Annotated in this window: 18 protein-coding genes and 1 pseudogene; 6 read left to right on the top strand and 13 right to left on the bottom strand. The window is 69.1% G+C overall.

The window, feature by feature from the left end; translation table 11 throughout:
• Positions 1-82: 82 nt before the first annotated feature.
• The 4 genes from AC5Y5B_RS14420 to AC5Y5B_RS14405 form a co-directional block, all read right to left on the bottom strand.
• Entirely contained in the window at positions 83-481 is a 399-nt protein-coding gene (locus tag AC5Y5B_RS14420) for a hypothetical protein (RefSeq protein ID WP_500005669.1), read from the bottom strand.
• Positions 469-1,749 carry an ArsA family ATPase gene (locus AC5Y5B_RS14415; protein ID WP_500005718.1) on the bottom strand — a complete coding sequence of 427 codons (1,281 nt, stop codon included), beginning with the start codon at positions 1,747-1,749 and terminating at the stop codon, positions 469-471. Before AC5Y5B_RS14415 ends, AC5Y5B_RS14420 begins: the two co-directional genes overlap by 13 nt.
• Positions 1,742-2,179: an SRPBCC family protein gene (locus AC5Y5B_RS14410; protein ID WP_112634740.1), complete on the bottom strand. Its 438-nt coding sequence runs from the start codon at positions 2,177-2,179 to the stop codon at positions 1,742-1,744. Before AC5Y5B_RS14410 ends, AC5Y5B_RS14415 begins: the two co-directional genes overlap by 8 nt.
• Positions 2,180-2,282: 103 nt before the next feature.
• Positions 2,283-2,672, bottom strand: a complete 390-nt coding sequence (locus AC5Y5B_RS14405; RefSeq protein WP_112634741.1) for a polyketide cyclase / dehydrase and lipid transport — start codon at positions 2,670-2,672, stop codon at positions 2,283-2,285.
• Positions 2,673-2,849: 177 nt separating this feature from the next.
• Between AC5Y5B_RS14405 and AC5Y5B_RS14400 the strand changes: the two genes are divergently transcribed.
• Positions 2,850-4,652, top strand: coding sequence for an AMP-dependent synthetase/ligase (locus AC5Y5B_RS14400; protein ID WP_112634742.1), 1,803 nt, complete (start codon positions 2,850-2,852; stop codon positions 4,650-4,652).
• Here AC5Y5B_RS14400 and pimB read toward each other — a convergent pair.
• The 4 genes from pimB to AC5Y5B_RS14380 form a co-directional block, all read right to left on the bottom strand.
• Entirely contained in the window at positions 4,649-5,800 is a 1,152-nt protein-coding gene (gene pimB, locus AC5Y5B_RS14395; RefSeq protein WP_112634743.1) for a GDP-mannose-dependent alpha-(1-6)-phosphatidylinositol monomannoside mannosyltransferase, read from the bottom strand. The genes AC5Y5B_RS14400 and pimB overlap by 4 nt on opposite strands.
• A gap of 63 nt (positions 5,801-5,863) precedes the next feature.
• Positions 5,864-6,706: a hypothetical protein gene (locus AC5Y5B_RS14390; RefSeq protein ID WP_240631847.1), complete on the bottom strand. Its 843-nt coding sequence runs from the start codon at positions 6,704-6,706 to the stop codon at positions 5,864-5,866.
• Between the two features lie 34 nt (positions 6,707-6,740).
• Positions 6,741-7,877 carry a peptidoglycan hydrolase RipC gene (gene ripC, locus AC5Y5B_RS14385; RefSeq protein WP_289176418.1) on the bottom strand — a complete coding sequence of 379 codons (1,137 nt, stop codon included), beginning with the start codon at positions 7,875-7,877 and terminating at the stop codon, positions 6,741-6,743.
• Positions 7,878-8,054: 177 nt separating this feature from the next.
• On the bottom strand, positions 8,055-8,309 hold the full coding sequence (locus AC5Y5B_RS14380) for a hypothetical protein (RefSeq protein WP_500005668.1): 255 nt from the start codon (positions 8,307-8,309) through the stop codon (positions 8,055-8,057).
• A gap of 3 nt (positions 8,310-8,312) precedes the next feature.
• Between AC5Y5B_RS14380 and AC5Y5B_RS14375 the strand changes: the two are divergent.
• Positions 8,313-10,301 (top strand): annotated as a pseudogene (locus tag AC5Y5B_RS14375) (DEDD exonuclease domain-containing protein); the annotation flags it as partial.
• Here the strand turns inward: AC5Y5B_RS14375 and trpD are convergent.
• Positions 10,239-11,336 (bottom strand): anthranilate phosphoribosyltransferase, encoded by a 1,098-nt coding sequence (trpD, locus tag AC5Y5B_RS14370; protein WP_133259276.1) that lies wholly within the window; start codon positions 11,334-11,336, stop codon positions 10,239-10,241. The pseudogene AC5Y5B_RS14375 and the gene trpD sit on opposite strands and share 63 nt — an antisense overlap.
• A 129-nt stretch (positions 11,337-11,465) precedes the next feature.
• Between trpD and ctaE the strand changes: the two genes are divergently transcribed.
• Genes ctaE through qcrB form a run of 4 tightly spaced genes read left to right on the top strand, consistent with a single transcriptional unit; the run spans position 11,466 to position 15,912 of the window.
• A complete protein-coding gene (gene ctaE, locus AC5Y5B_RS14365) occupies positions 11,466-12,077 on the top strand; it encodes an aa3-type cytochrome oxidase subunit III (RefSeq protein ID WP_112634508.1) in 612 nt (203 codons plus the stop codon).
• 29 nt (positions 12,078-12,106) lie between these two features.
• Entirely contained in the window at positions 12,107-12,964 is an 858-nt protein-coding gene (qcrC, locus tag AC5Y5B_RS14360) for a cytochrome bc1 complex diheme cytochrome c subunit (RefSeq protein ID WP_112634509.1), read from the top strand.
• Positions 12,965-13,012: 48 nt separating this feature from the next.
• Entirely contained in the window at positions 13,013-14,224 is a 1,212-nt protein-coding gene (gene qcrA / locus AC5Y5B_RS14355; protein WP_112634510.1) for a cytochrome bc1 complex Rieske iron-sulfur subunit, read from the top strand.
• A complete protein-coding gene (qcrB, locus tag AC5Y5B_RS14350; protein ID WP_500005667.1) occupies positions 14,221-15,912 on the top strand; it encodes a cytochrome bc1 complex cytochrome b subunit in 1,692 nt (563 codons plus the stop codon). The genes qcrA and qcrB overlap by 4 nt, the downstream gene beginning before the upstream one ends.
• Positions 15,913-16,132: 220 nt before the next feature.
• Here the strand turns inward: qcrB and AC5Y5B_RS14345 are convergent, their stop codons facing one another.
• The 4 genes from AC5Y5B_RS14345 to ctaC all read right to left on the bottom strand — a co-directional run bounded on the left by AC5Y5B_RS14345 (position 16,133) and on the right by ctaC (position 19,425).
• A complete protein-coding gene (locus AC5Y5B_RS14345; protein ID WP_500005666.1) occupies positions 16,133-16,756 on the bottom strand; it encodes a DUF2561 family protein in 624 nt (207 codons plus the stop codon).
• Complete coding sequence (locus AC5Y5B_RS14340; protein ID WP_500005665.1) at positions 16,756-17,694, bottom strand: MmpS family transport accessory protein; 939 nt, start codon at positions 17,692-17,694, stop codon at positions 16,756-16,758. The genes AC5Y5B_RS14345 and AC5Y5B_RS14340 overlap by 1 nt, the downstream gene beginning before the upstream one ends.
• 188 nt (positions 17,695-17,882) lie before the next feature.
• Positions 17,883-18,302 carry a cytochrome c oxidase subunit 4 gene (locus tag AC5Y5B_RS14335; protein WP_112634514.1) on the bottom strand — a complete coding sequence of 140 codons (420 nt, stop codon included), beginning with the start codon at positions 18,300-18,302 and terminating at the stop codon, positions 17,883-17,885.
• 13 nt (positions 18,303-18,315) lie between these two features.
• Complete coding sequence (gene ctaC, locus AC5Y5B_RS14330; RefSeq protein ID WP_112634515.1) at positions 18,316-19,425, bottom strand: aa3-type cytochrome oxidase subunit II; 1,110 nt, start codon at positions 19,423-19,425, stop codon at positions 18,316-18,318.
• Between the last annotated feature and the right edge of the window lie 138 nt (positions 19,426-19,563).

The following is a 19,563-nucleotide window of genomic DNA, read 5'->3' as shown; positions in this document are numbered from 1 at the left end:
CTCCCTCTCGGCTATACCCGCTGATGTTCTGCGCCAACTGTACCCATCCCCACCCGAACCGACCACCTGCGACGCAGGCGGTTCACTCCTCGAGCGTGACCGGGATGGGCTCATACCGGGTCCGCGACGCGGCGTCGGCGGGCGCGCCGGGTGCGCCCCCGGGCGGACCGTCCGGCGGCGGCTCCGGTGTCGGTTTGGCGGACCGGTCGATGTCGCTGACGATGTCGCGAACCACCTCGAGCAGGGCGATGCTGTGGTCGGCGATCGCGGTGAGCAACGGGTGCTGGTCGCCGGTGGCCAGCGCGGCCAGCGCGCAGACCGGGCACCACACCTGCTGGCACTTGCCGGTGCCCACGCCCGCGCCGGCCGTCAGCGCCGCCGCGGCGCGGACCGCGGGGTCGATGCCGTCCAGGATCGTCTGGGCGAGCCTCCGCAGTTCCGGACCGATGTCGGAATGACCCCCACCACTCACTTCGGCCACACCTCCGGATCTGGTCGAAAACGCACCGTCAATTCGCTACCCCGTAGATGTGCGTCCAGCACCGTGCACCGCCGAAGTACTGATGCCAACCTAACCCGGCGCCGCAATCCCCCGGCGCTGATGATCAGATCGTCATCGACCCGGCCCAGGGTCAGGCCCGACGGATCGAGTTGCGGCAACGCCAGCCGCATTCGGTAGATGGACGCCAGTCCCGTCCCGGATTCGAGGTCCACGGTGGGCCGCAGGGGGCCCGGCGGGGCCGTGCCGCCCCGGCGCCGCGCCGCGTCGAGCAGCCCGCTCAGCGCCTTGGGGCCGATCGGCTCGCCGGACAGATGCGGGGTCATCACCAGCGCCACCTCACCGATGGTGGCGTCGAGCTCGTCGAGCACGCCGCGCTGCTCGGCGATGCGCTCGGTGTACCAGTAGAAAGCGGGGTGTTCGGGCAGGTTGCGGTACTCATACGAGTCGTCTTGCAGCAGAACCTGATTCACGATCAGCTCTTCGACGCGCACGCCCATCAGGGCCAGCGAACCCAGCGTTCGGGCCGCCTCGGCCGCGACCACCCGCTCGGGGGTCAGCACCAGGTGCGCACTCACCAGATCGCCGTCGGTGAGCAGCGCGCTCAGCGACTCGACGTGAGAGCTGATCCGTTCGAGCAGCTCGACCACCGCCGCCGACCGGGCGTCGTCGACGGTGACCGACAGTCGGCGATGCCGCGGCCAGGCCCGCTCGACGTAGAGCCCGAAGGTGGCGGGCAACGTCAGCATCCGCAACGCGTCGGCGGTCGACGCGCAATCGACCACCACCCGATCCCATCGCCCGCTGCGGGCCAGCTCGCCGACGGCGTGCAGCCCCAGCACTTCCTGTACCCCGGGGAGGGCCGAAAGTTCTTCGGGCGCAATGGTACTCAGTTCAGAGTCGGGAAAGCGGCGATCCAGGGTGGCGACGACCTCATGCCAGCGGACCTCGAGCAGGGCCAGCGTGTCCAGGGCGAGCGCATCGAGAAATCCGCCGCCGACCTCCGTCTGCCCCGTTTCGAGGTCGGCGAGTACCCGCACCGGGTCGCCCTGACTCGGCGATACCGGAACGCCCAGCACGTCACCCAGCGAGTGCGCCTGGTCGGTGGAAACCACCAGCACGCGCTGGCCGGCGCTCGCGGCACCGACAGCGGTGGCGCAAGCCAGGGTGGATTTCCCTACCCCACCTTTGCCGACGAAAAGGCTGATCCGGGCCGGGGCAGGCGCTCCGAATTCAGTGGACTCACTCAGCCTCGACTCGTTTCTTCAGATCTTTCAGCGCGGTGTCGGTCAAGCGGCGCTCGGCCTTGCGCTTGAGCAGGCCGATCATCGGCATGGCCAGATCGACGGAGAGTTCGTAGGTGACTTCGGTGCCAGATCCCTTGGCCGCCAACCGGTATGAGCCTTCCAGCGAACGCAGTAGCGAGCTCGAGACCAGCGTCCAGCTCACCGATTGGCGATCCTTGGGCCACTCATAGGACATCACCATGGTGTCCTTGATCACCGTGGCGTCCATGACGATCCGCGCAACCTTGGGGTAGCCGTCGCCGTCCTTCTCGACGACCTCGGCTTCCTTGTACTCCGAGATCCACTGCGGGTAGGAATCGATGTCCGCGATCACCTGCATCACGGTGGCCGGGTCGGCCTCGATGTAGATGGTTTGCGTCGTCTTCTCCGCCACCTGGTTGCTGCCCTCTCTCCCGCAAACGGATCGACCGCTGTCGAATGTGCGGACCCCGCGGGTCTCGGTCCGACACGGTACTCTCCGGCAGGACCTGACCCGGCTAAACTACCGGAGAAACTCCGACCGGACGTGACCGTTCCAGTGTCGTCTTGACCTCGAAGGCCATTTTCTTGCCCGCCACCCGACGGCGGTGCGTCATCTTCGCCAAGTTCAGCTTGGCCAGCTGCCAGGCCGCCACCCCGGTCGGCTCGGCGTGCAGGAAGTAGTGCAGCACGACGCCGTCCAGCGACGGCTCCAGCCACACCTCCATGGTCCCGGTCAACGCGCCGGTGACCGACCACCGGATGCCCTTTTCGCCGCGATCCTCCACGACCTGCAGCCGCAGGTCCGGCCACCAGCGTCGCCAGCTCGACTGCTCGGCCACCGCGGCGCCGACCCGTGCGCCGTCGGCGGCGACAAACGTCTCATCCGCGATCTGGATGCTGTTCATGACCCCAGCTTCACACACCGGCCCGCGGCGCCCCGCCGAGGGCGGACCGGACGCCGCCGCGGGCAATCGCGGCCCCCGCCCGACCCACTCTGACCGTACTGGCTCAACGCGCGGATTAGGCTGGTCGGCAGCAACCCGCTCCCGGGAATCTCCACGAGGTCAATCGAGGTCACAAGAGTGCGTGAGTACAGCGTCCCCGCCCGCTTCTCCGTCGGCGAAAGCGACAACATCGCCGCGATGGTCTTCGAACACGAGCGCGACGACCCCAACTTCGTCATCTACCAACGCCAAGTCGACGGCGAGTGGACCGACGTCACCTGCGGCGAGGCGGCCGAGCAGATCCGCTCGGCCGCACTGGGTTTGATCGCCCTGGGAGTACAGGCCGGCGACCGCGTGTCGATCTTCTGTGCCACCTGCTACGAATGGGCGATCCTCGACCTGGCGATCCTGTCGGTGGGCGCGGTCACCGTGCCGATCTATGAGACGTCGTCGGCCGAGCAGGTGCGCTGGGTGCTGCAGGACTCCGAGGCCGTGCTGGCATTCGCCGAGACCGACGAACACGCGGCCATGGTCACCGAGCTGACCGCCGAACTGCCCGCCCTGCGCCGGGTGCTGCACATCAACGGGTCGGGGCCCAAGGCGCTCGACCAGCTCGTGGAGGCCGGCGCGTCGGTGGAACCGGCCGAGCTGACCGCGCGCCTCGAGGCGCTGCGGGCCTCGGATCCGGCGACCCTCATCTACACCTCGGGCACCACCGGGCGGCCGAAGGGCTGCCAGCTGACGCATTCGAATCTGCTGTATGAGACCCGCGGCGCCAAGGAGAGCCTGCCGACGCTGCTCGACGAGGGCCAGCGGCTGCTGGTCTTCTTGCCGCTGGCTCACGTGCTGGCGCGCTCACTGACGTTGTCCGCGTTCGCCAACAAGGTGACCGTCGGCTTCACCAGCGACATCAAGAACCTGGTGCCGCAGTTCGCGGTGTTCAAGCCGACCGTCGTGGTGTCGGTGCCACGGGTGTTCGAGAAGGTCTACAACACCGCCGAGCAGAACGCCTCGAACGACGGCAAGGGCCGGATCTTCGCCGCGGCCGTGCAAACCGCCGTCGACTGGAGCGAGGCGCAGGACCGCGGCCGCCGCGGGCCGGTGTTGCGCGCCAAGCACGCCCTGTTCGACCGGCTGGTCTACACCAAGCTGCGCGCCGCGCTGGGCGGCGACTGCCACGCCGCGGTCTCGGGCGGCGCGCCGCTGGGCTCGCGGCTGGGCCACTTCTACCGCGGCGTGGGCCTGACCATCCACGAGGGCTACGGCCTGACCGAGACCAGCTCGGCGATCACCGTCAACCAGGTCGGCAACGTCAAGATCGGCACGGTCGGAACGTTGGTGCCCGGCAACAGCATGCGCATCGCCGAGGACGGCGAACTGCTGGTCCGCGGCGGCGTGGTGTTCACCGGCTACTGGCGCAACGAGCAGGCCACCGAAGACGCCTTCACCGAGGGCTGGTTCCGGACCGGGGACCTGGGCGTGCTCGACGAGGACGGCTTCTTGAAGATCACCGGGCGCAAGAAGGAGATCATCGTGACCGCCGGCGGCAAGAACGTCGCGCCGGCCGTCCTGGAGGACCGGCTGCGGGCCCACCCGTTGATCAGTCAGGCGATGGTCGTCGGGGACAACAAGCCGTTCATCGGCGCGTTGATCACCATCGACCCCGAAGCGTTCGACGGCTGGAAGCAGCGCAACCAGAAGGGCGCCGGCACCTCCGTGGGCGACCTGGCCACCGACCCCGACCTGGTCGCCGAGGTGGACGCGGCCATCAAGGACGCCAATCAGGCTGTGTCCCATGCGGAATCGATCCGCAAGTTCCGCATCCTGCCGGTCGATTTCACCGAGGACACCGGTGAGCTGACGCCGACGATGAAGGTCAAGCGCAACGTGGTGGCCGAGAAGTTCGCCTCCGACATCGAGGCCATCTACGAGAAGGACTAGCTGCCCGGTCCGCCGAGTAGCGCGCCCAGCCGCGCCGCCAGGGTGTCCCAGCGCCACTGGTCCATCACCCATTCGCGCCCGGCCGCGCCCATGGCGGCCGCCCGGTCGCGATCGGTCAGCAATTCGGTGATGGCGTCGGCGATCTGGTCCACCTCGCGGCCGTCGACGACCAGCCCAGTCTTGTTGTGCCGCACCGTTTCCGGGGCTCCTCCCGACTTGCCGGCGATGACGGGCACGCCGGTCGCCGAGGCCTCGAGGAAGACGATGCCCAACCCCTCGACGTCCAGCCCGGCGCCGCGGGTGCGGCACGGCATCGCGAACACGTCGGCCAGCGCGTGATGCGTGGGTAACTCGGCGGCCGGGATGCCGCCGGTGAAGGTCACGTCGTCGGCCACCCCGCACTCGCGGGCCAGCGCGCGCAGCGAGTCCTGATAGGGCCCGCCGCCGACGACGACCAATGCCGCGCCGTCGACCCGTCGCCGGATCGAGGGCAGGGCCCTGATGAGCATGTCCTGGCCCTTGCGCGGCACCAGCCGCGACACGCACACCACCGTGGGCCGCTCGCCCAACCCGTAGCGGGCCCGCAGCTCGGCCCGGCCCGCCGGGTCGGGCCGGAACCGGTCGGTGTCCACTCCGGACGGCAGATACTCCAGCGACGCCTTGGGCCCGAACGCCGGCGCGAACCGCGACCGGGTGTAGCGGCTGACGAACGTGACGACGTCGGTGTCGTCGCCGATGCGGCGCAGCACCGAGCGGGCGACCGGAAGCATCGACCACCCCACCTCGTGGCCGTGGGTGCTGGCCAGAACCCGGCTCGCCCCGGCCCCGCGGGCGCGCTGGGCCAACAGCGCCAGCGGCGCGGCCGCGCCGAACCAGACGGTGTCGATGCCGTGCTCGGCGATCAACCGCCGCATCCGGGCGTCGACCGCCGGGCCGGGCAGCATCAGCGTGCCCGGATGGCGCACCACCCGATAGCCGGCGGCCTGGGCTGAGCGGTCAAAGGCGTCGGCACCCTTCCACTGCGGCGCGTACACCGTCACCGAATGCGGGCCGCCGTCGACCAGCCGGCCGACGAACTCACCGAGGTACGACTGGATGCCGCCCGGGCGGGGCGGAAAGTCGTTGGTAACCAGCAGGACCCGACTCACCTGCGTCAGGCTAGCCTGACGGCGATGCGCCCGGTGCACACGGTCGCAGCGGGGCGATGCCGCCTAGTGGCCCAGCCACTGATGCCAGCGGGTGAGCAGGCCCGCCGGGCTGTCACCCAGCACGTCTTGACCGGCGACGGTCATGTCGGTGTGCCGGACGCCGCAGGCGGCCAGGTAGAGGTCGCGCAACTTCGGCGGTCCATAGGTGTCGGCGACGAATCGGGCGAACCACCACGCGCGGTCGTAGGCCAGCGAGCGCTGCTCGCCCGGCACATCGAGATCGCCGTCGGTGGGCAGCGTCATGGGTAGCAGCGTCTCGGCGGGCACCGGGGTCGGCGGGCGCCCAACGAAGTCGGCCACCCCCTCGGTGAGCCAGCGGGGCGCATCCGCGGCGGTGTCGGCGCGCGCGGCGTAGTGAAAAAGCTCGTGGGCCAACACGATTCGCAATGACGCCGCGCTCATGGTGGCCGCCCCCGGCGCGAACACTATCCGCTCGCCGTCGGCGACCCGGCGAACGGGATCGAGGCGGTCGACCACCGTCACTGCCGCGATGTCGGCCCACTGCGACGCCGGTCCCCCGCCGGCGGCGGCGCGGAATTCCTCGTCCGTGCCCGCCGCGACCACCGAAATCTCGCGGGCCCAGTCGGTACCCCAGAACGACTCCACCGCGGTGATCGCCGCGCCCATGCCCGCGCCCACCCGGGACAGCAGCCGGTCGCTGGCCGGGCCGCCGAGCCCCACCAGCCGCACGGTGCGGTCGCCCACGGCGATCGACCTGGCCGACGCGCCGGGTTGGCTGCGGGCGGGCGTGACCAGCTGAGCGGGCCGGATCCGGGCTTCGCGCTGGGCGTCGAACGGCACCGCCGCGACCACCACGAGTTCGACGACGAAAACCCAGGCCAGCAGTATCGAGAGCCGCCGGCGGCGCGCTCCGGGGTGTCTAGTAACGGCGAGCGTCGTAGATCGGACCGCCGGCACTCATCGGCGCCACCCGGACCGGCACGCCGTAGGTCGAGGAGTGGATCATCATGCCGTCACCGATGTAGATGCCGGTGTGCGAGGCGTCGGAGTAGAAGGTGAGCACGTCACCGGGCTGCAGGTCCCCGAGCGAGACGGGCTGGCCGCCGTGAGCCAGCGCCTGGCTGGAGTGCGGCAGCGAGATGCCGGCCTGCTGGAAGGCCCACATCACCAGGCCGGAGCAGTCGAATCCGCCCGGCGCGGAGCCACCCCAGACGTAGGGCGAACCGACCTGGGTCAGCGCGGCCTGCACGACGGTGGCACGGTCACCGCCGCCGACACCGCCGGGGGCCGTTCCGGGCATGCCGGGCATTCCGCCGGCGGGCGGCGCCTCGCCCGGCGCCTGTCCCGCGGGCGCGCCCGGGGGCGCCGCTTCCGGTGCCGGCGCGCCGGGAGGCGGCGCGGGATTGGCCAGCGCGGTGCGCTGATCGGCGGTCAAAGAAAGGTATTGCGACTTGACCACCGCGATCTGCACCTGCAGCTGGCTCTGCTTGGACTGCAGGCTCGCGCGGACCGCGGCGGCCTGCTCGGCGGCGCTCTTGGCGTCGGCGGCCGACTTGGCGGATTCGCGCTCGGCCTTGGCGGCCTGCTGCCCGGCGATCTGGAAGCTCTTCATCTGGTCGGCCATCTGCGTGGCCATCACGCGCTGCACCGCCAGCTTGTCGATCAGGCCCTGCGGCGAGCCCGCGGTCAGGATGGCTTCCATGCCGTCGACGTGACCACCCATGTAGGTCGCGGCGGCCAGCTTGTTGACCGAGTCCTGGTAGGACGCCAGATGCGCCTTGGCCGCATCGACCGCGGCCTGGTCGTCGGTGTGCTTCTTGTCCGCCGCGCGCTGGGCGGCCAGCTTGTCGTTCAGGTCCAGCTGGGCGCTGTGCATGGCCTCGGTGGTCTGCTCGGCCTGGCGCGACAGTTGGTTGAGTTTTGCCGTGGCGTCTTCGGCCGGGTCTGCCCACACGGGGGCCGTCACGACACCGGACAAGATCGCGAAGCCAGCTAGCGTCCCTATGGCCGAACGTGTCAGGACACGCGCAACCGGGTACCTAGATGCAAGCCTCAAGATTTGCTTCCTTAAACGGCCATCGACGAAAAAGGCGTCGAGCTGGTTTAGGTCTCAAACAGGTTACGAAACGATATCGGCGTTTGTCCAAAGCAAGCGGTTAAGAAATTAGAAAGAATCCTGTCATTTCTATGTGAACCGTTTCGCGTGCCCGAGGACCTTTGTGGGACAAGGCAATTAGGCTACACCAGAGCCACGGTCCCGACGAATCGGGACGAGGCGAAGGCGCGGCGCCAGGCCCGCCTCGGCGAGAACCTCCAAAGCAGCGCGCTCGTCCTGCAATAAAGTATCCGGAACCCCGAGTATCACGCTGACGACACAGTCGCGGCAGCCGGGGCCGCGCACCGCGCATTCGTCGCAGTCGATCACCACCGGCGTCCCCGGATTGGGCGGCGTCGTGCCGAGGTCGGTGGGTTCGGTTCTCGGTGCCATCGGGTGGTCCTCTCGCGTCGGCTCCGGCACATTGGTGGGCGAACATCACGCCGGACTGCCCGAACGGTAACCGCGGCCACCGACAGGTATCCCTCCCCACGTTGCGGCGTGGCAGCGGCGTGGCTGTCGGTCGCCGGGCTTAACGTCACCGCCGTGGCTTCCCGGGGTGCGACGCAGCTGAGCTTCGCCGACGTGGGGTCACCGTTCACGCCCGACGAGCTCTCCCTGCGCGAGACCACGTTCGTGGTGGTGGACCTCGAGACCACCGGCGGGCGCACCAAGGGCGCCGACGGAACCGTTCCCGACGCCATCACCGAGATCGGCGCGGTCAAGGTCCGCGGCGGCGTGGTGCTCGGCGAGTTCGCCACGCTGGTGGATCCGCGGCGCAGCATCCGGCCCCAGGTCGTGCAGCTGACCGGCATCACCACCGCGATGGTCTGCGACGCGCCGGCCATCGACGCCGTGCTGCCCATGTTCTTGGAGTTCGCCGGCCTGGATCACGGGACCGTGCTGGTCGCCCACAACGCCGGGTTCGACGTCGGCTTCCTGCGGGCCGCCGCGCAGCAGTGCGACATCGCCTGGCCGCGCCCGCAGGTGCTGTGCACGGTCCGGCTGGCCCGCCGGGTGCTCAGCCGCGAGGAAGCGCCCAGCGTGCGGCTGGCCTCGCTGGCCCGGCTGTTCGCCGTCGCCACCCAGCCCACCCACCGCGCCCTCGACGACGCCCGCGCCACCGTCGACGTGCTGCACGCCCTGATCGAACGGATCGGCAATCAGGGCGTGCACACCTACGCCGACCTGCGCGCCTACCTGCCCGACGTGACGCCCACCCAGCGCCGCAAGCGGGTGCTCGCCGAGGGCCTGCCGCGCCGGCCCGGCGTGTACCTCTTCCGCGGGCCCTCGGGCGAAGTGCTCTACGTCGGCACCGCCGTCGACCTGCGACGACGGGTCAGCCAGTACTTCACCGGCGCCGACCCCCGCGGCCGGATGAAGGAGATGGTGGCGCTGGCCGGCGCGGTCGACCACGTCGAGTGCGCGCATGCGCTGGAGGCCGGCGTGCGCGAGCTGCGGCTGCTGGCCGCGCACGCCCCGCCCTACAACCGCCGGTCGAGGTTTCCGCACCGGTGGTGGTGGGTGGCGCTGAGCGAGGAGGCATTTCCCCGCCTGACGGTGGTGCGGGCGCCGCGGCACGAGCGCGCCGTCGGCCCGTTTCGGGCCCGCGCCGACGCCGCCGACACGGCCGCCCTGCTGGCCCGGTTCACCGGCCTGCGCACCTGCACCAACCGGCTGGGGCGCTCGGCGTTGCACGGGCCGTCCTGCCCCGAGGCGGAGGTGTCACCGTGCCCGGCCGCACGCGGGGTGACCGCCACCCAGTACGCCGGCGCCGTCGCGCGGGTCGCGGCGTTGATCGACGGCGCGGACAACGGCGCGCTCAGATCGGCGGTGGACCAGGTCGACGCGCTCGCGCAGCGGCATCACTTCGAGAGCGCCGCGCGGCTGCGCGACCGCATCGTCACGGCGGTCGAGACGCTGTGGCGCGGCCAGCGGTTGCGCGCCCTGGCCGCGCTGCCCGAGTTGATCGCCGCCGCGCCCGACGGCCAGGGCGGCTATCACCTGGCCGTCATCCGTCACGGCCAGCTCGCCGCGGCGGGCAGCGCCAGGCGCGGCGTGCCCCCGATGCCGGTCGTCGACGCGATTGTCGCTGGGGCACAAGCAATTCTGCCCCGACCGGCCCCCCTGGGCGGCGCGCTCGTCGAGGAAACCGCGCTCATCACGCGGTGGTTGACCGCGCCCGGGGTGCGCATCGTTCGGGTCGCCGAGGACGGCTGGGCCTCCCCGCTGCGGTCGGCCGGCCCCTGGTCGGCGTGGGCCGCGACGGCCCGCTCGGCGCGGCTGGCCGCCGAACAGGTGTCGGCGCAGGCGCTGCGGGACTCAGAGCTGCTGGCCGAACCGCACCCATCGCGCGAGCAGCTGTTCGGCCGCACCGGAATCGATGGCCTTGCAGGCGCGGCCCAGCCCGTCCTCCCACGCCGGCAACCATTCGGCGCGGCTGGATAATCCGGCGTGCGCAACGATGGCGCCGGCGGCATTGAGGACGACGGCGTCGCGCACCGGACCCTTGCGGCCGCCCAGCACCGCGCGCACCTCGGCCGCGTTGGCCTGCGCGTCACCGCCGAGCAGGTCGTCGAGATCGGCTCGGGGAAAACCGAATCCGGCCGGATCGAACGTCAGCCTGTCCACCGTGCCGGCCTGCACCCGCCAAATGGTGCTCGTCGTCGTGGTCGTCAACTCGTCGAGCCCGTCGTCACCGTGCACCACCAGCACGCTGGACCGGCGGGCGGCGAACACGCCCGCCATCACCTCGGAGAGGTCGGCGAACGCGCAGCCGATCAAACCCGCCCGGGGCCTGGCCGGATTGGTAAGCGGCCCAAGCAGATTGAACACCGTCGGCACACCGATTTCGCGGCGCACCGCGGAGGTGTGCCGGTAGGACGGATGAAACAGCGGCGCGAAGCAGAACCCGATGCCCACCTCGGTGAGGCTGCGTGCCACCTCGTCGGGCCCCAGGTCGATCCGGATGCCGAGCGCCTCGAGCGTGTCGGCGCCGCCGGACAACGACGATGCCGCCCGGTTGCCGTGTTTGACCACCGGCACGCCGGCGGCCGCGGCCACGATCGCCGCCATGGTGGACAGGTTCACCGTGTTGACGCCGTCGCCACCCGTCCCGACGATGTCGACCGTGTCGTCGCGAATGGCGCCGGCGGGCATCGGCAGCGCGTGGTTGAGCATGACGTCGGCCAACTCGATAACTTCGGCCGAGGTGGGAACCTTCACCTGCATCGCCACCGCGAAGGCCGCGATCTGGGCCGGGGTCGCGGCGCCGGCCATGATCTGGTCCATCGCCCAGGCGGCCTGCCCGCGGGTCAGGTCCTGACCGCCCGTCAGACGCGACAGGACCTGCGGCCACGACGGCGCGCGCGCGCCGGACGGCGAAGCGCCCGACGACGAAGCCTGGGATGTCGAAACCACGCGCCGATGGTCCCACGAGGACCACACCGGCCCCAACCGTCGACCGGCGCGCGCGCGACCGGGACGCGCCAGACCTCAAATGCCGCCCCGGGTGGAGATCAACAACTACAAAGCGTCATACTTGCGTATGTGACCAGCGCTGCCGGGACTTCGGGTACTGCAATTACGTCGCGGGTGCATTCGCTGAACCGACCCAACATGGTCAGCGTCGGCACCATCGTCTGGCTTTCCAGCGAGCTGATGTTCTTTGCTGGCCTTTTCGCGATGTACTTCACCGCTCGCGCCCAATCGGGCGGAAAGTGGCCGCCGCCGCCGACCGAACTGAACCTGTATCAGGCCGTCCCGGTGACATTGGTGCTGATCGCGTCCTCGTTCACCTGCCAGATGGGGGTGTTCGCGGCCGAGCGCGGCGACGTGTTCGGGCTGCGCCGCTGGTACGTGCTCACCTTCCTGATGGGCCTGTTCTTCGTTTGCGGCCAGGGCTACGAGTACTTCCACCTGGTGACGCACGGCACCACCATCCCCGGCAGCGCCTACGGCAGCGTGTTCTACCTGGCGACCGGGTTCCACGGCCTGCACGTCACCGGCGGTCTGATCGCCTTCATCTTCCTGCTGGCCCGCACCGCAATGAGCAAGTTCACGCCGGCGCAGGCTACGGCCAGCATCGTCGTGTCGTACTACTGGCATTTCGTCGACATCGTGTGGATCGCGCTGTTTGCCGTGATCTATTTCATCCGATGAGCAGGCGCTGGACGAACAGGAGTGCTCGGTTGAAGAAACTGGGATCGACCCGATCCGGTGCGGCCAAGCCGCCGCAGGGGCAGCGCGACCGTTCGCGGCGGCGGCTTCGTCGCCGGCTGTCCGGTGGCCTGCTACTGCTGATCGCGCTGACCATCGCCGGTGGCCTGGCCGCCATCCTGACTCCGCGGCCGCAGGTGGCCGTCGCCGACGAGTCGAACTCGGCGCTGCTGCGCACCGGCAAGCAGCTGTTCGACACGTCGTGCGTGTCCTGCCACGGCGCCAACCTGCAGGGCGTGCCCGACCGCGGCCCGAGCCTGATCGGCGTCGGCGAGGAAGCCGTCTACTTCCAGGTGTCCACCGGCCGGATGCCCGCGATGACCGGTGAGGCCCAGGCGCCGCGCAAGGAACCGATCTTCGACGAGGCGCAGGTCGACGCCCTGGGCGCCTACGTCCAGGCCAACGGCGGCGGCCCGACGACGGTGCGCAACCCGGACGGCAGCCTGGCGATGCGCTCGCTGCGGGGCACGGACCTGGGACGCGGCGGCGACCTCTTCCGGCTGAACTGCTCCTCGTGCCACAACTTCACCGGCAAGGGCGGGGCGCTGTCGTCGGGTAAGTACGCGCCGGACCTCGAGCCCGCCAACGAGCAGCAGATCCTGGCGGCCATGCGGACCGGTCCGCAGAACATGCCGAAGTTCTCCGACCGTCAGCTGTCGTTCGAGGCCAAGAAGGACATCATCGGCTACATCAAGGCGGTGACCGAGGAGCGCCAGCCGGGCGGCTACGGCCTCGGCGGATTCGGGCCCGCACCCGAGGGCATGGCCGCCTGGATCATCGGGATGGTCGCCGCCATCGGGCTGGCACTGTGGATTGGGGCACGAGCATGAGTCGCGCCGAGACGATGCAGAGCGAAGCGATGAGGAGGAGCGGCGCAAATGAGTGAGGCGGACGTTCGCGGCGCTGACACCGGCGGAAACCCGCACGGCACCGGCGAGCGCGAGCCCGACGACGCGGCGTTGGCCGCCATGTCGCAGCAGGAACTGGTGGCCCTGGGCGGCAAGCTGGACGGCGTTGAAACGGTCTTCAAGGAACCCCGCTGGCCGATCGAGGGCACCAAAGCCGAAAAGCGCGCCGAGCGTGGCGTCGCCCTCTGGCTTTTGCTGGGCGGGTTCTTCGGGCTGGCCCTACTGCTGATCTTCTTGTTCTGGCCGTGGGAGTACAAGCCAAAGGAGGAAGCCGGCAGCTTCCTCTACGACCTGGCCACTCCGCTGTACGGGCTGACCTTCGGCATGGCGATCCTGTCGATCGGTGTCGGCGTCATCCTGTATCAGAAACGCTTTATCCCGGAAGAGATTTCGATCCAGGACCGCCACGACGGCGCCTCGCGCGACGTCGACCGCAAGACGGTGGTCGCGAACCTCGCCGACGCGTATCAGGGATCGACGGTCGGTCGACGCAAGCTGATCGGCCTGTCGCTGGGGATGGGGCTGGGCGCCTTCGGCCTGTCCACCCTGGTCGCGTTTGCCGGCGGGCTGATCAAGAACCCGTGGAAGCCGGTGGTGCCGACCGCCGACGGCAAGAAGGCCGTGCTGTGGACCTCCGGCTGGACCCCGCGCTATCACGGCGAGACCATCTACCTTGCGCGTGCCACCGGTTCGGCCTCCACGTCGCCGTTCGTCAAGATGCGCCCCGAAGACCTCGACGCCGGCGGCATGGAAACCGTCTTCCCGTGGCGGGAGTCCGACGGGGACGGCACCACTCCCGAATCGCAGGAGAAGCTGCGGGCCATCAACCAGGGTGTGCGAAACCCGGTGATGCTCATCCGGATTCGGCCCACCGACATGGGCCGCGTGGTCAAACGGCAGGGCCAGGAGAGCTTCAACTTCGGTGAGTTCTTCGCCTACACCAAGGTGTGCTCGCACCTGGGTTGCCCCGCCTCGCTGTACGAGGAGCAGTCCTACCGGATCTTGTGCCCGTGCCACCAGTCGCAGTTCGACGCGCTGCACTTCGCCAAGCCGATTTTCGGGCCGGCCGCACGTGCGTTGGCGCAACTGCCGATCACCATCGACACCAACGGGTATCTGGTCGCCAACGGTGACTTCGTCGAGCCCGTCGGACCGGCATTCTGGGAGAGGACGACAACATGAGTCCGAAATTGAGTCCCCCGAAGATCGGCGATGTCCTGGCCCGTCAGGGTGAGGACATCGACACGCGTTATCACCCGTCGGCCGCCGTGCGCAGACAGCTCAACAAGGTCTTCCCCACGCACTGGTCGTTCCTGCTCGGCGAGATCGCGATGTACAGCTTCATCGTGCTGCTGCTCACCGGCGTCTACCTGACCCTGTTCTTCGACCCGTCCATGGGCGAGATCACCTACAACGGCGCGTATCAGCCGCTGCGCGGCGTGGACATGTCGAAGGCCTTCGCGTCGACCCTCGATATTTCCTTCGAGGTCCGCGGCGGACTGTTCGTGCGCCAGGTCCACCACTGGGCCGCGCTGATCTTCTCCGCGTCGATCATGGTGCACCTGGCCCGCATCTTCTTCACCGGCGCCTTCCGGCGCCCGCGTGAGGCCAACTGGGTCATCGGCTCGCTGCTGCTGATCCTGGCCATGTTCGAGGGCTACTTCGGCTACTCGCTGCCCGACGACCTGTTGTCCGGCATCGGGCTGCGCGCCGCGCTGTCCTCGATCACGTTGGGCATGCCGGTGATCGGGACCTGGCTGCACTGGGCCCTGTTCGGCGGTGACTTCCCCTGCGGTGGCGTCGGAAGCGAGTGCGCCACAGCGGGTTACATCATCCCGCGGATGTACGCCCTGCACATCCTGCTGCTGCCCGGGATCATCCTGGCGCTGATCGGGCTGCACCTGGCCATGGTGTGGTTCCAGAAGCACACCCAGTTCCCCGGCCCCGGCCGCACCGAGCACAACGTGGTCGGCGTGCGAGTGATGCCGGTGTTCGCGGTCAAGTCCGGCGCGTTCTTCGCCGCGATCGTCGGCGTGCTGGGCCTGCTGGGCGGCCTGCTGCAGATCAACCCGATCTGGAACCTGGGCCCCTACAAGCCATCTCACGTCTCTGCCGGTTCGCAGCCCGACTTCTACATGATGTGGACCGAAGGCCTGGCCCGTATCTGGCCGCCGTGGGAGTTCTACTTCTGGCACCACACCATCCCGGCGGTGGTCTGGGTGGCGCTGATCATGGGCGGGGTTTTCGGTCTGCTGATCGTCTACCCGTTCCTGGAGAAGCGGTTCAGCGGTGACTACGCGCACCACAACCTGCTGCAGCGCCCGCGCGACGTGCCGGTGCGCACGTCGATCGGGGCCATGGCGATCGCGTTCTACATGTTGCTGACGCTGTGCGCGATGAACGACATCATCGCGTTCAAGTTCGACATCTCGCTGAACGCGACGACATGGATCGGGCGCATCGGCATGGTGATCGTCCCGCCGGTGGTCTACTTCATCACCTATCGGTGGTGCATCGGACTGCAGCGCAGCGACCGCGCGGTGCTCGAGCACGGCATCGAGACCGGCATCATCAAGCGGCTGCCGCACGGCGCCTACATCGAGCTGCACCAGCCGCTGGGCCCGGTCGACGACCACGGCCACCCGCTGCCGCTGGCGTACCAGGGTGCGCCCCTGCCCAAGAAGATGAACAAGCTGGGCTCGGGCGGATCCCCGGGTAGCGGTAGCTTCCTGTTCGCCGACCCGCTGTCCGAGGACGCGGCCCTGCGGGAGGCGGCGCACGGCTCCGAGCAACGCGCCCTGACCGCGCTGCGCGAATACCAGGACGGCCTCAACGGTTCGACGAACGGTTCCACCAACGGCGAGCACTAGCGGATAGCCCGGATAGCCCGGCTCCTCATCGGCCCCACGCGGCCGGCGAAGGAGCCGGGCTATTTCGTGCCTGGGGCCCGCTGGAGCCGGGCGTAACCGCGAGACATAAACCACTGCGACGACGCACGGGGCGTGTCGTCGCAGTGGTTTATGTGTCGACGGCATCGTCACGCAGAGTGCATGCGGTGCGACCCCGCGCTCCCCCGGTTCCCGGTACTGGCTATTGGTCGGCGACGACGCTGCGCAGCTGGCGAATGTGCAGCCACTCGACCACCGGCATCGCCGCGGTGATGAGGCCGGCGAACCCGTAGCCCACCCACGACGCGCCGTCGTGACCGACCGCCATCAGGTAGGTCGCCGTCGCGACCGCGATTAATGCCGCGCCCATGGTGCCGGTCAGTATCACGGTGCCGCGCAACCACACTCGGTCGACCGCCTCGCCCGACCACTCGGCGCCGGAGGCCGCCGGCGCCGACGTGTGCAGCGTGGCGGTCCCCAGCCGCATCGGAGGTCGTGACGGCCCGCGCGTCGGCGCGGTCATCGCCTGAGCGGCGGGTTCGGACTGCGACATCCGGCGGGCCCGCAGCAGGATCGGGATCGCGCCCGCGATGATCAGCGCCGAGACGATGATGACGGCATACAACACCCAGGTGGTGTGCGGGCTGCTGGCCGCCTTGTGAAAGCCCCTGCCCAGATCCGCCAGGGCGACGGCGGCCGCCACGCTGACACCGAGCAGCACCAGGTAAATCGCGGCGCAGGCGCCGATCAGTATGCGGTCGACGACCTCGGGCGCAATCGTGTCGTCGCCCAGCCCACGCCGATAAGCCGAATATCTGCTGACCATCAGCAGCTCGTCTGCGGCGAGTCGTTGCTGTTCGACGAGAGCACGGTTCCGTCGCTGGTGGTGATCGAGCAATTGAGCCTGCTGACCCGGAACAGGCTGGACGCCTCCACCGAGCCCACGTCGGACTGCGAGATCGGGGTGACGGTCATCGACCAGGGGATGTACACGTTGTGCTGCGTGCGGCGCCGGCCGGACGCGTCGACGTAGGTCACCGAAATGATGTCGCCCGGGGCTTTGGTGCCGGTCACGGAGTAGGTGACCTGCCGCGGACCCGTCGGCGTCGTGGGCGGCGGGGGCGCGGCCGCCGTGGACGTCGCCGGCGGCGGCGCCGGTGCGGGGGCGGGCGGGGGCGGCGGTGCCGGAGAAGGCGTCACCGTCACAGTCTGGGTCTCCGTTGCTGTCGGGGGCGGCGGCGGTTCGGTCGTCGGTGGCGGGGGCGGTGGCTTGGTGGTCGTGATCTCGTCCTGCAGTGGCGGCGTGGACGGCGCGGTGGTGGTTCCGGGGTTGGCGAGCTTGGTGGTATCGGTCCGGGCGAACAACAGCGATACGGAGACGACGAGCGCGATCGCGGCGACGATTGCGGCGACCCCGACCACCCACGGCCAGCGCGCGGTGCTGCGCTCGTCGTCGCCGGCGGCGGCCTCGTCGAAGTCGTCGTATTCGTAGAGCCGCAGATCGGCAGGCAGGTAGGGCCCGCTGGTGAAGTGCTCGGATTCCGGAGCCGAGTAGGCCCGCGAGTACGCGTCGGTCTCATCGGTCTGGTTCGCGGCGGGCAGTTCGGCGCTGTCCTCGAAGGGTTCCGGCTCACCCGCGACGTCGCCGTGCGCGCCGGGTTCCAGCTCGTCGGCCGGCTCGCCGCCGGGCTCTGGTTCGTGGCTGATCGGGTCGGCAGGGTCGGGTGCGTCAGGATCCCATTCCGGGGGTCTCGACCCGCTCATCTCTGCCTTTGCCTACCCTGTTCGACTGCCTCACCTGCGCCCAAGACTCCGCGATCACATCGACGCGGGCGCGCTGGGAAACTCCTCGTTTGCCTGGGCAAAACACTACCGAACCCCAAAGGGGCAAAACGGTCGTGGCGAACGGCGCAGGCGATCACGTGATCTGATTGTGACCTTTATGCCGCGAATCAGTGCTTCTCGGGACCGATGTAGTACTCGAAGACCAAACCGGCCACCGACGTCAGGATGAACATCACCCCGGCGGCGATCAGCCACGGCAGCCACAGCGCGATGCCGACCGCGGTCACCGAGCCCGACAGCGCGACCAGGATCGGCCACCAGCTGTGCGGGCTGAAGAAGCCCAATTCGCCTGCTCCGTCGCTGATCTCGGCACCCTCGTAGTCCTCGGGCCGGGTGTCCAGGCGCCGCGCGACGAACCGGAAGAACGTCGCCGTGATCAACGCCAGGCCGCCGGTCAGCACCAGCGCGGTGGTGCCCGCCCACTCCACGCCCCCGGTGGCGAAGATCGCCGTCAGCACCCCGTAGAGCACGGCAACCACAATGAAAAACCCGGCGATGAACTCGAATAGCCTGGCTTCGATATGCATTTGGTGTCCTAACCTACTGGCTTCCGGCCAATTGACCGCGCTTGGTGTCGAACGGATGGGTGGTCACCGCGAGTGGCGGCTGCCCGATCGCCTGCAACGCCTCGGCGTTGCTCTTTCCGTCCATCCGCTGCTGCAGGTAGGCCTTGAAGTCGTTGGGCGCCACCACCCGAACCTCGAAGTTCATCATCGAGTGATACGTGCCACAGAACTCCGCGCAGTGGCCCACGAACGCGCCCGGCTGCTGGATCTCCTCGGTCTGGAAGACGTGCACCGAGTTGTTCGCGTCGGCGTTGGGGATCACGTCGCGCTTGAACAGGAACTCCGGCACCCAGAACGTGTGCACCACGTCCGCGGAGGCCAGGTCGAACTCGATGCGCTTGCCGGTCGGCAGCACCAGCACCGGGATTTCCTCGCTCGAGCCCAGCGTCTCGACCTTGTCGAAGTTCAGGTACTGCCGGTCAGAGGTGTTGAAGCCGCGCACGGCGCCGACGCGCTCCTCACCGTGGGCGTCCTTGCCCTCCGGCTTGGACAGCATCGCCTTCTTGCGCGCCTGGTCCGTCCCGTCGTAGTTCAGGGTGCCGTCCTTGAAGGCCACGCGCTGATAGCCGAACTTCCAGTTCCACTGGAAGGCGGTGACATCGATGACCACCTCGGGATCCTTGGCCAGGTGCAGCATCTTCTCCTGCACCACGACGGTGAAGTAGAACAGCACCGAGATGATGAGGAACGGTGTCACCGTGAGCACCAGCTCCAGCGGCATGTTGTAGCCGAACTGCCGCGGCAGCTCGGTGTCGGTCGCCTTCTTGCGGTGGAAGGCCGAGGCCCAGAAGATGAGCCCGAACACGATGCCGCCGACCACCAGCGAGGCGATCACCGCGCCGATCCACAGTTCCCGGTTGAGGTGGGCCTCCGGCGTGATGCCGCGCGGCCAGCCCAATGCCAGCGCGTCCGCCCAGCTGCTGCACCCGCTCAGGAACAGCGCCAGCACACCCAACGTCATGGCCAGCGCGAACGGCCGAAGACGACGGGAAACGCCCCTCGCCCGGCTTCCGGAGCCCGCGGAATGGCGCCGAAACCTGCCCTGCGACAAACGTTGCGAACGGTCCTGCTCGCGAGGGGTCACGTTAGCGCCTCCTGCTCGGATATCGAATACTACGCAGCGTAGACCACGCGCCTGAGCCGGGCGACGAAACCCCGGCCCACCGGCTTGTCAGGCCATGGACGACGTGCCAGGGTGCGACATCCACGCATGTCCTCCACG

Source organism: Mycobacterium sp. NGS33, from assembly GCF_059812885.1.
Note: the sequence above shows the minus strand (reverse complement) of the source record. Positions and strands in the feature narration are given on the sequence as shown.

Bases quoted from the DNA above. Each gene is read 5' to 3' on its own strand.
- qcrA (WP_112634510.1), top strand. From the start codon at position 13,013: ATGAGTGAGGCGGACGTTCGCGGCGCTGACACCGGCGGAAACCCGCAC.
- AC5Y5B_RS14335 (WP_112634514.1), bottom strand. From the start codon at position 18,302: ATGCATATCGAAGCCAGGCTATTCGAGTTCATCGCCGGGTTTTTCATT.
- qcrB (WP_500005667.1), top strand. From the start codon at position 14,221: ATGAGTCCGAAATTGAGTCCCCCGAAGATCGGCGATGTCCTGGCCCGT.
- AC5Y5B_RS14405 (WP_112634741.1), bottom strand. From the start codon at position 2,672: ATGAACAGCATCCAGATCGCGGATGAGACGTTTGTCGCCGCCGACGGC.
- AC5Y5B_RS14340 (WP_500005665.1), bottom strand. From the start codon at position 17,694: ATGAGCGGGTCGAGACCCCCGGAATGGGATCCTGACGCACCCGACCCT.
- AC5Y5B_RS14380 (WP_500005668.1), bottom strand. From the start codon at position 8,309: ATGGCACCGAGAACCGAACCCACCGACCTCGGCACGACGCCGCCCAAT.
- AC5Y5B_RS14345 (WP_500005666.1), bottom strand. From the start codon at position 16,756: ATGGTCAGCAGATATTCGGCTTATCGGCGTGGGCTGGGCGACGACACG.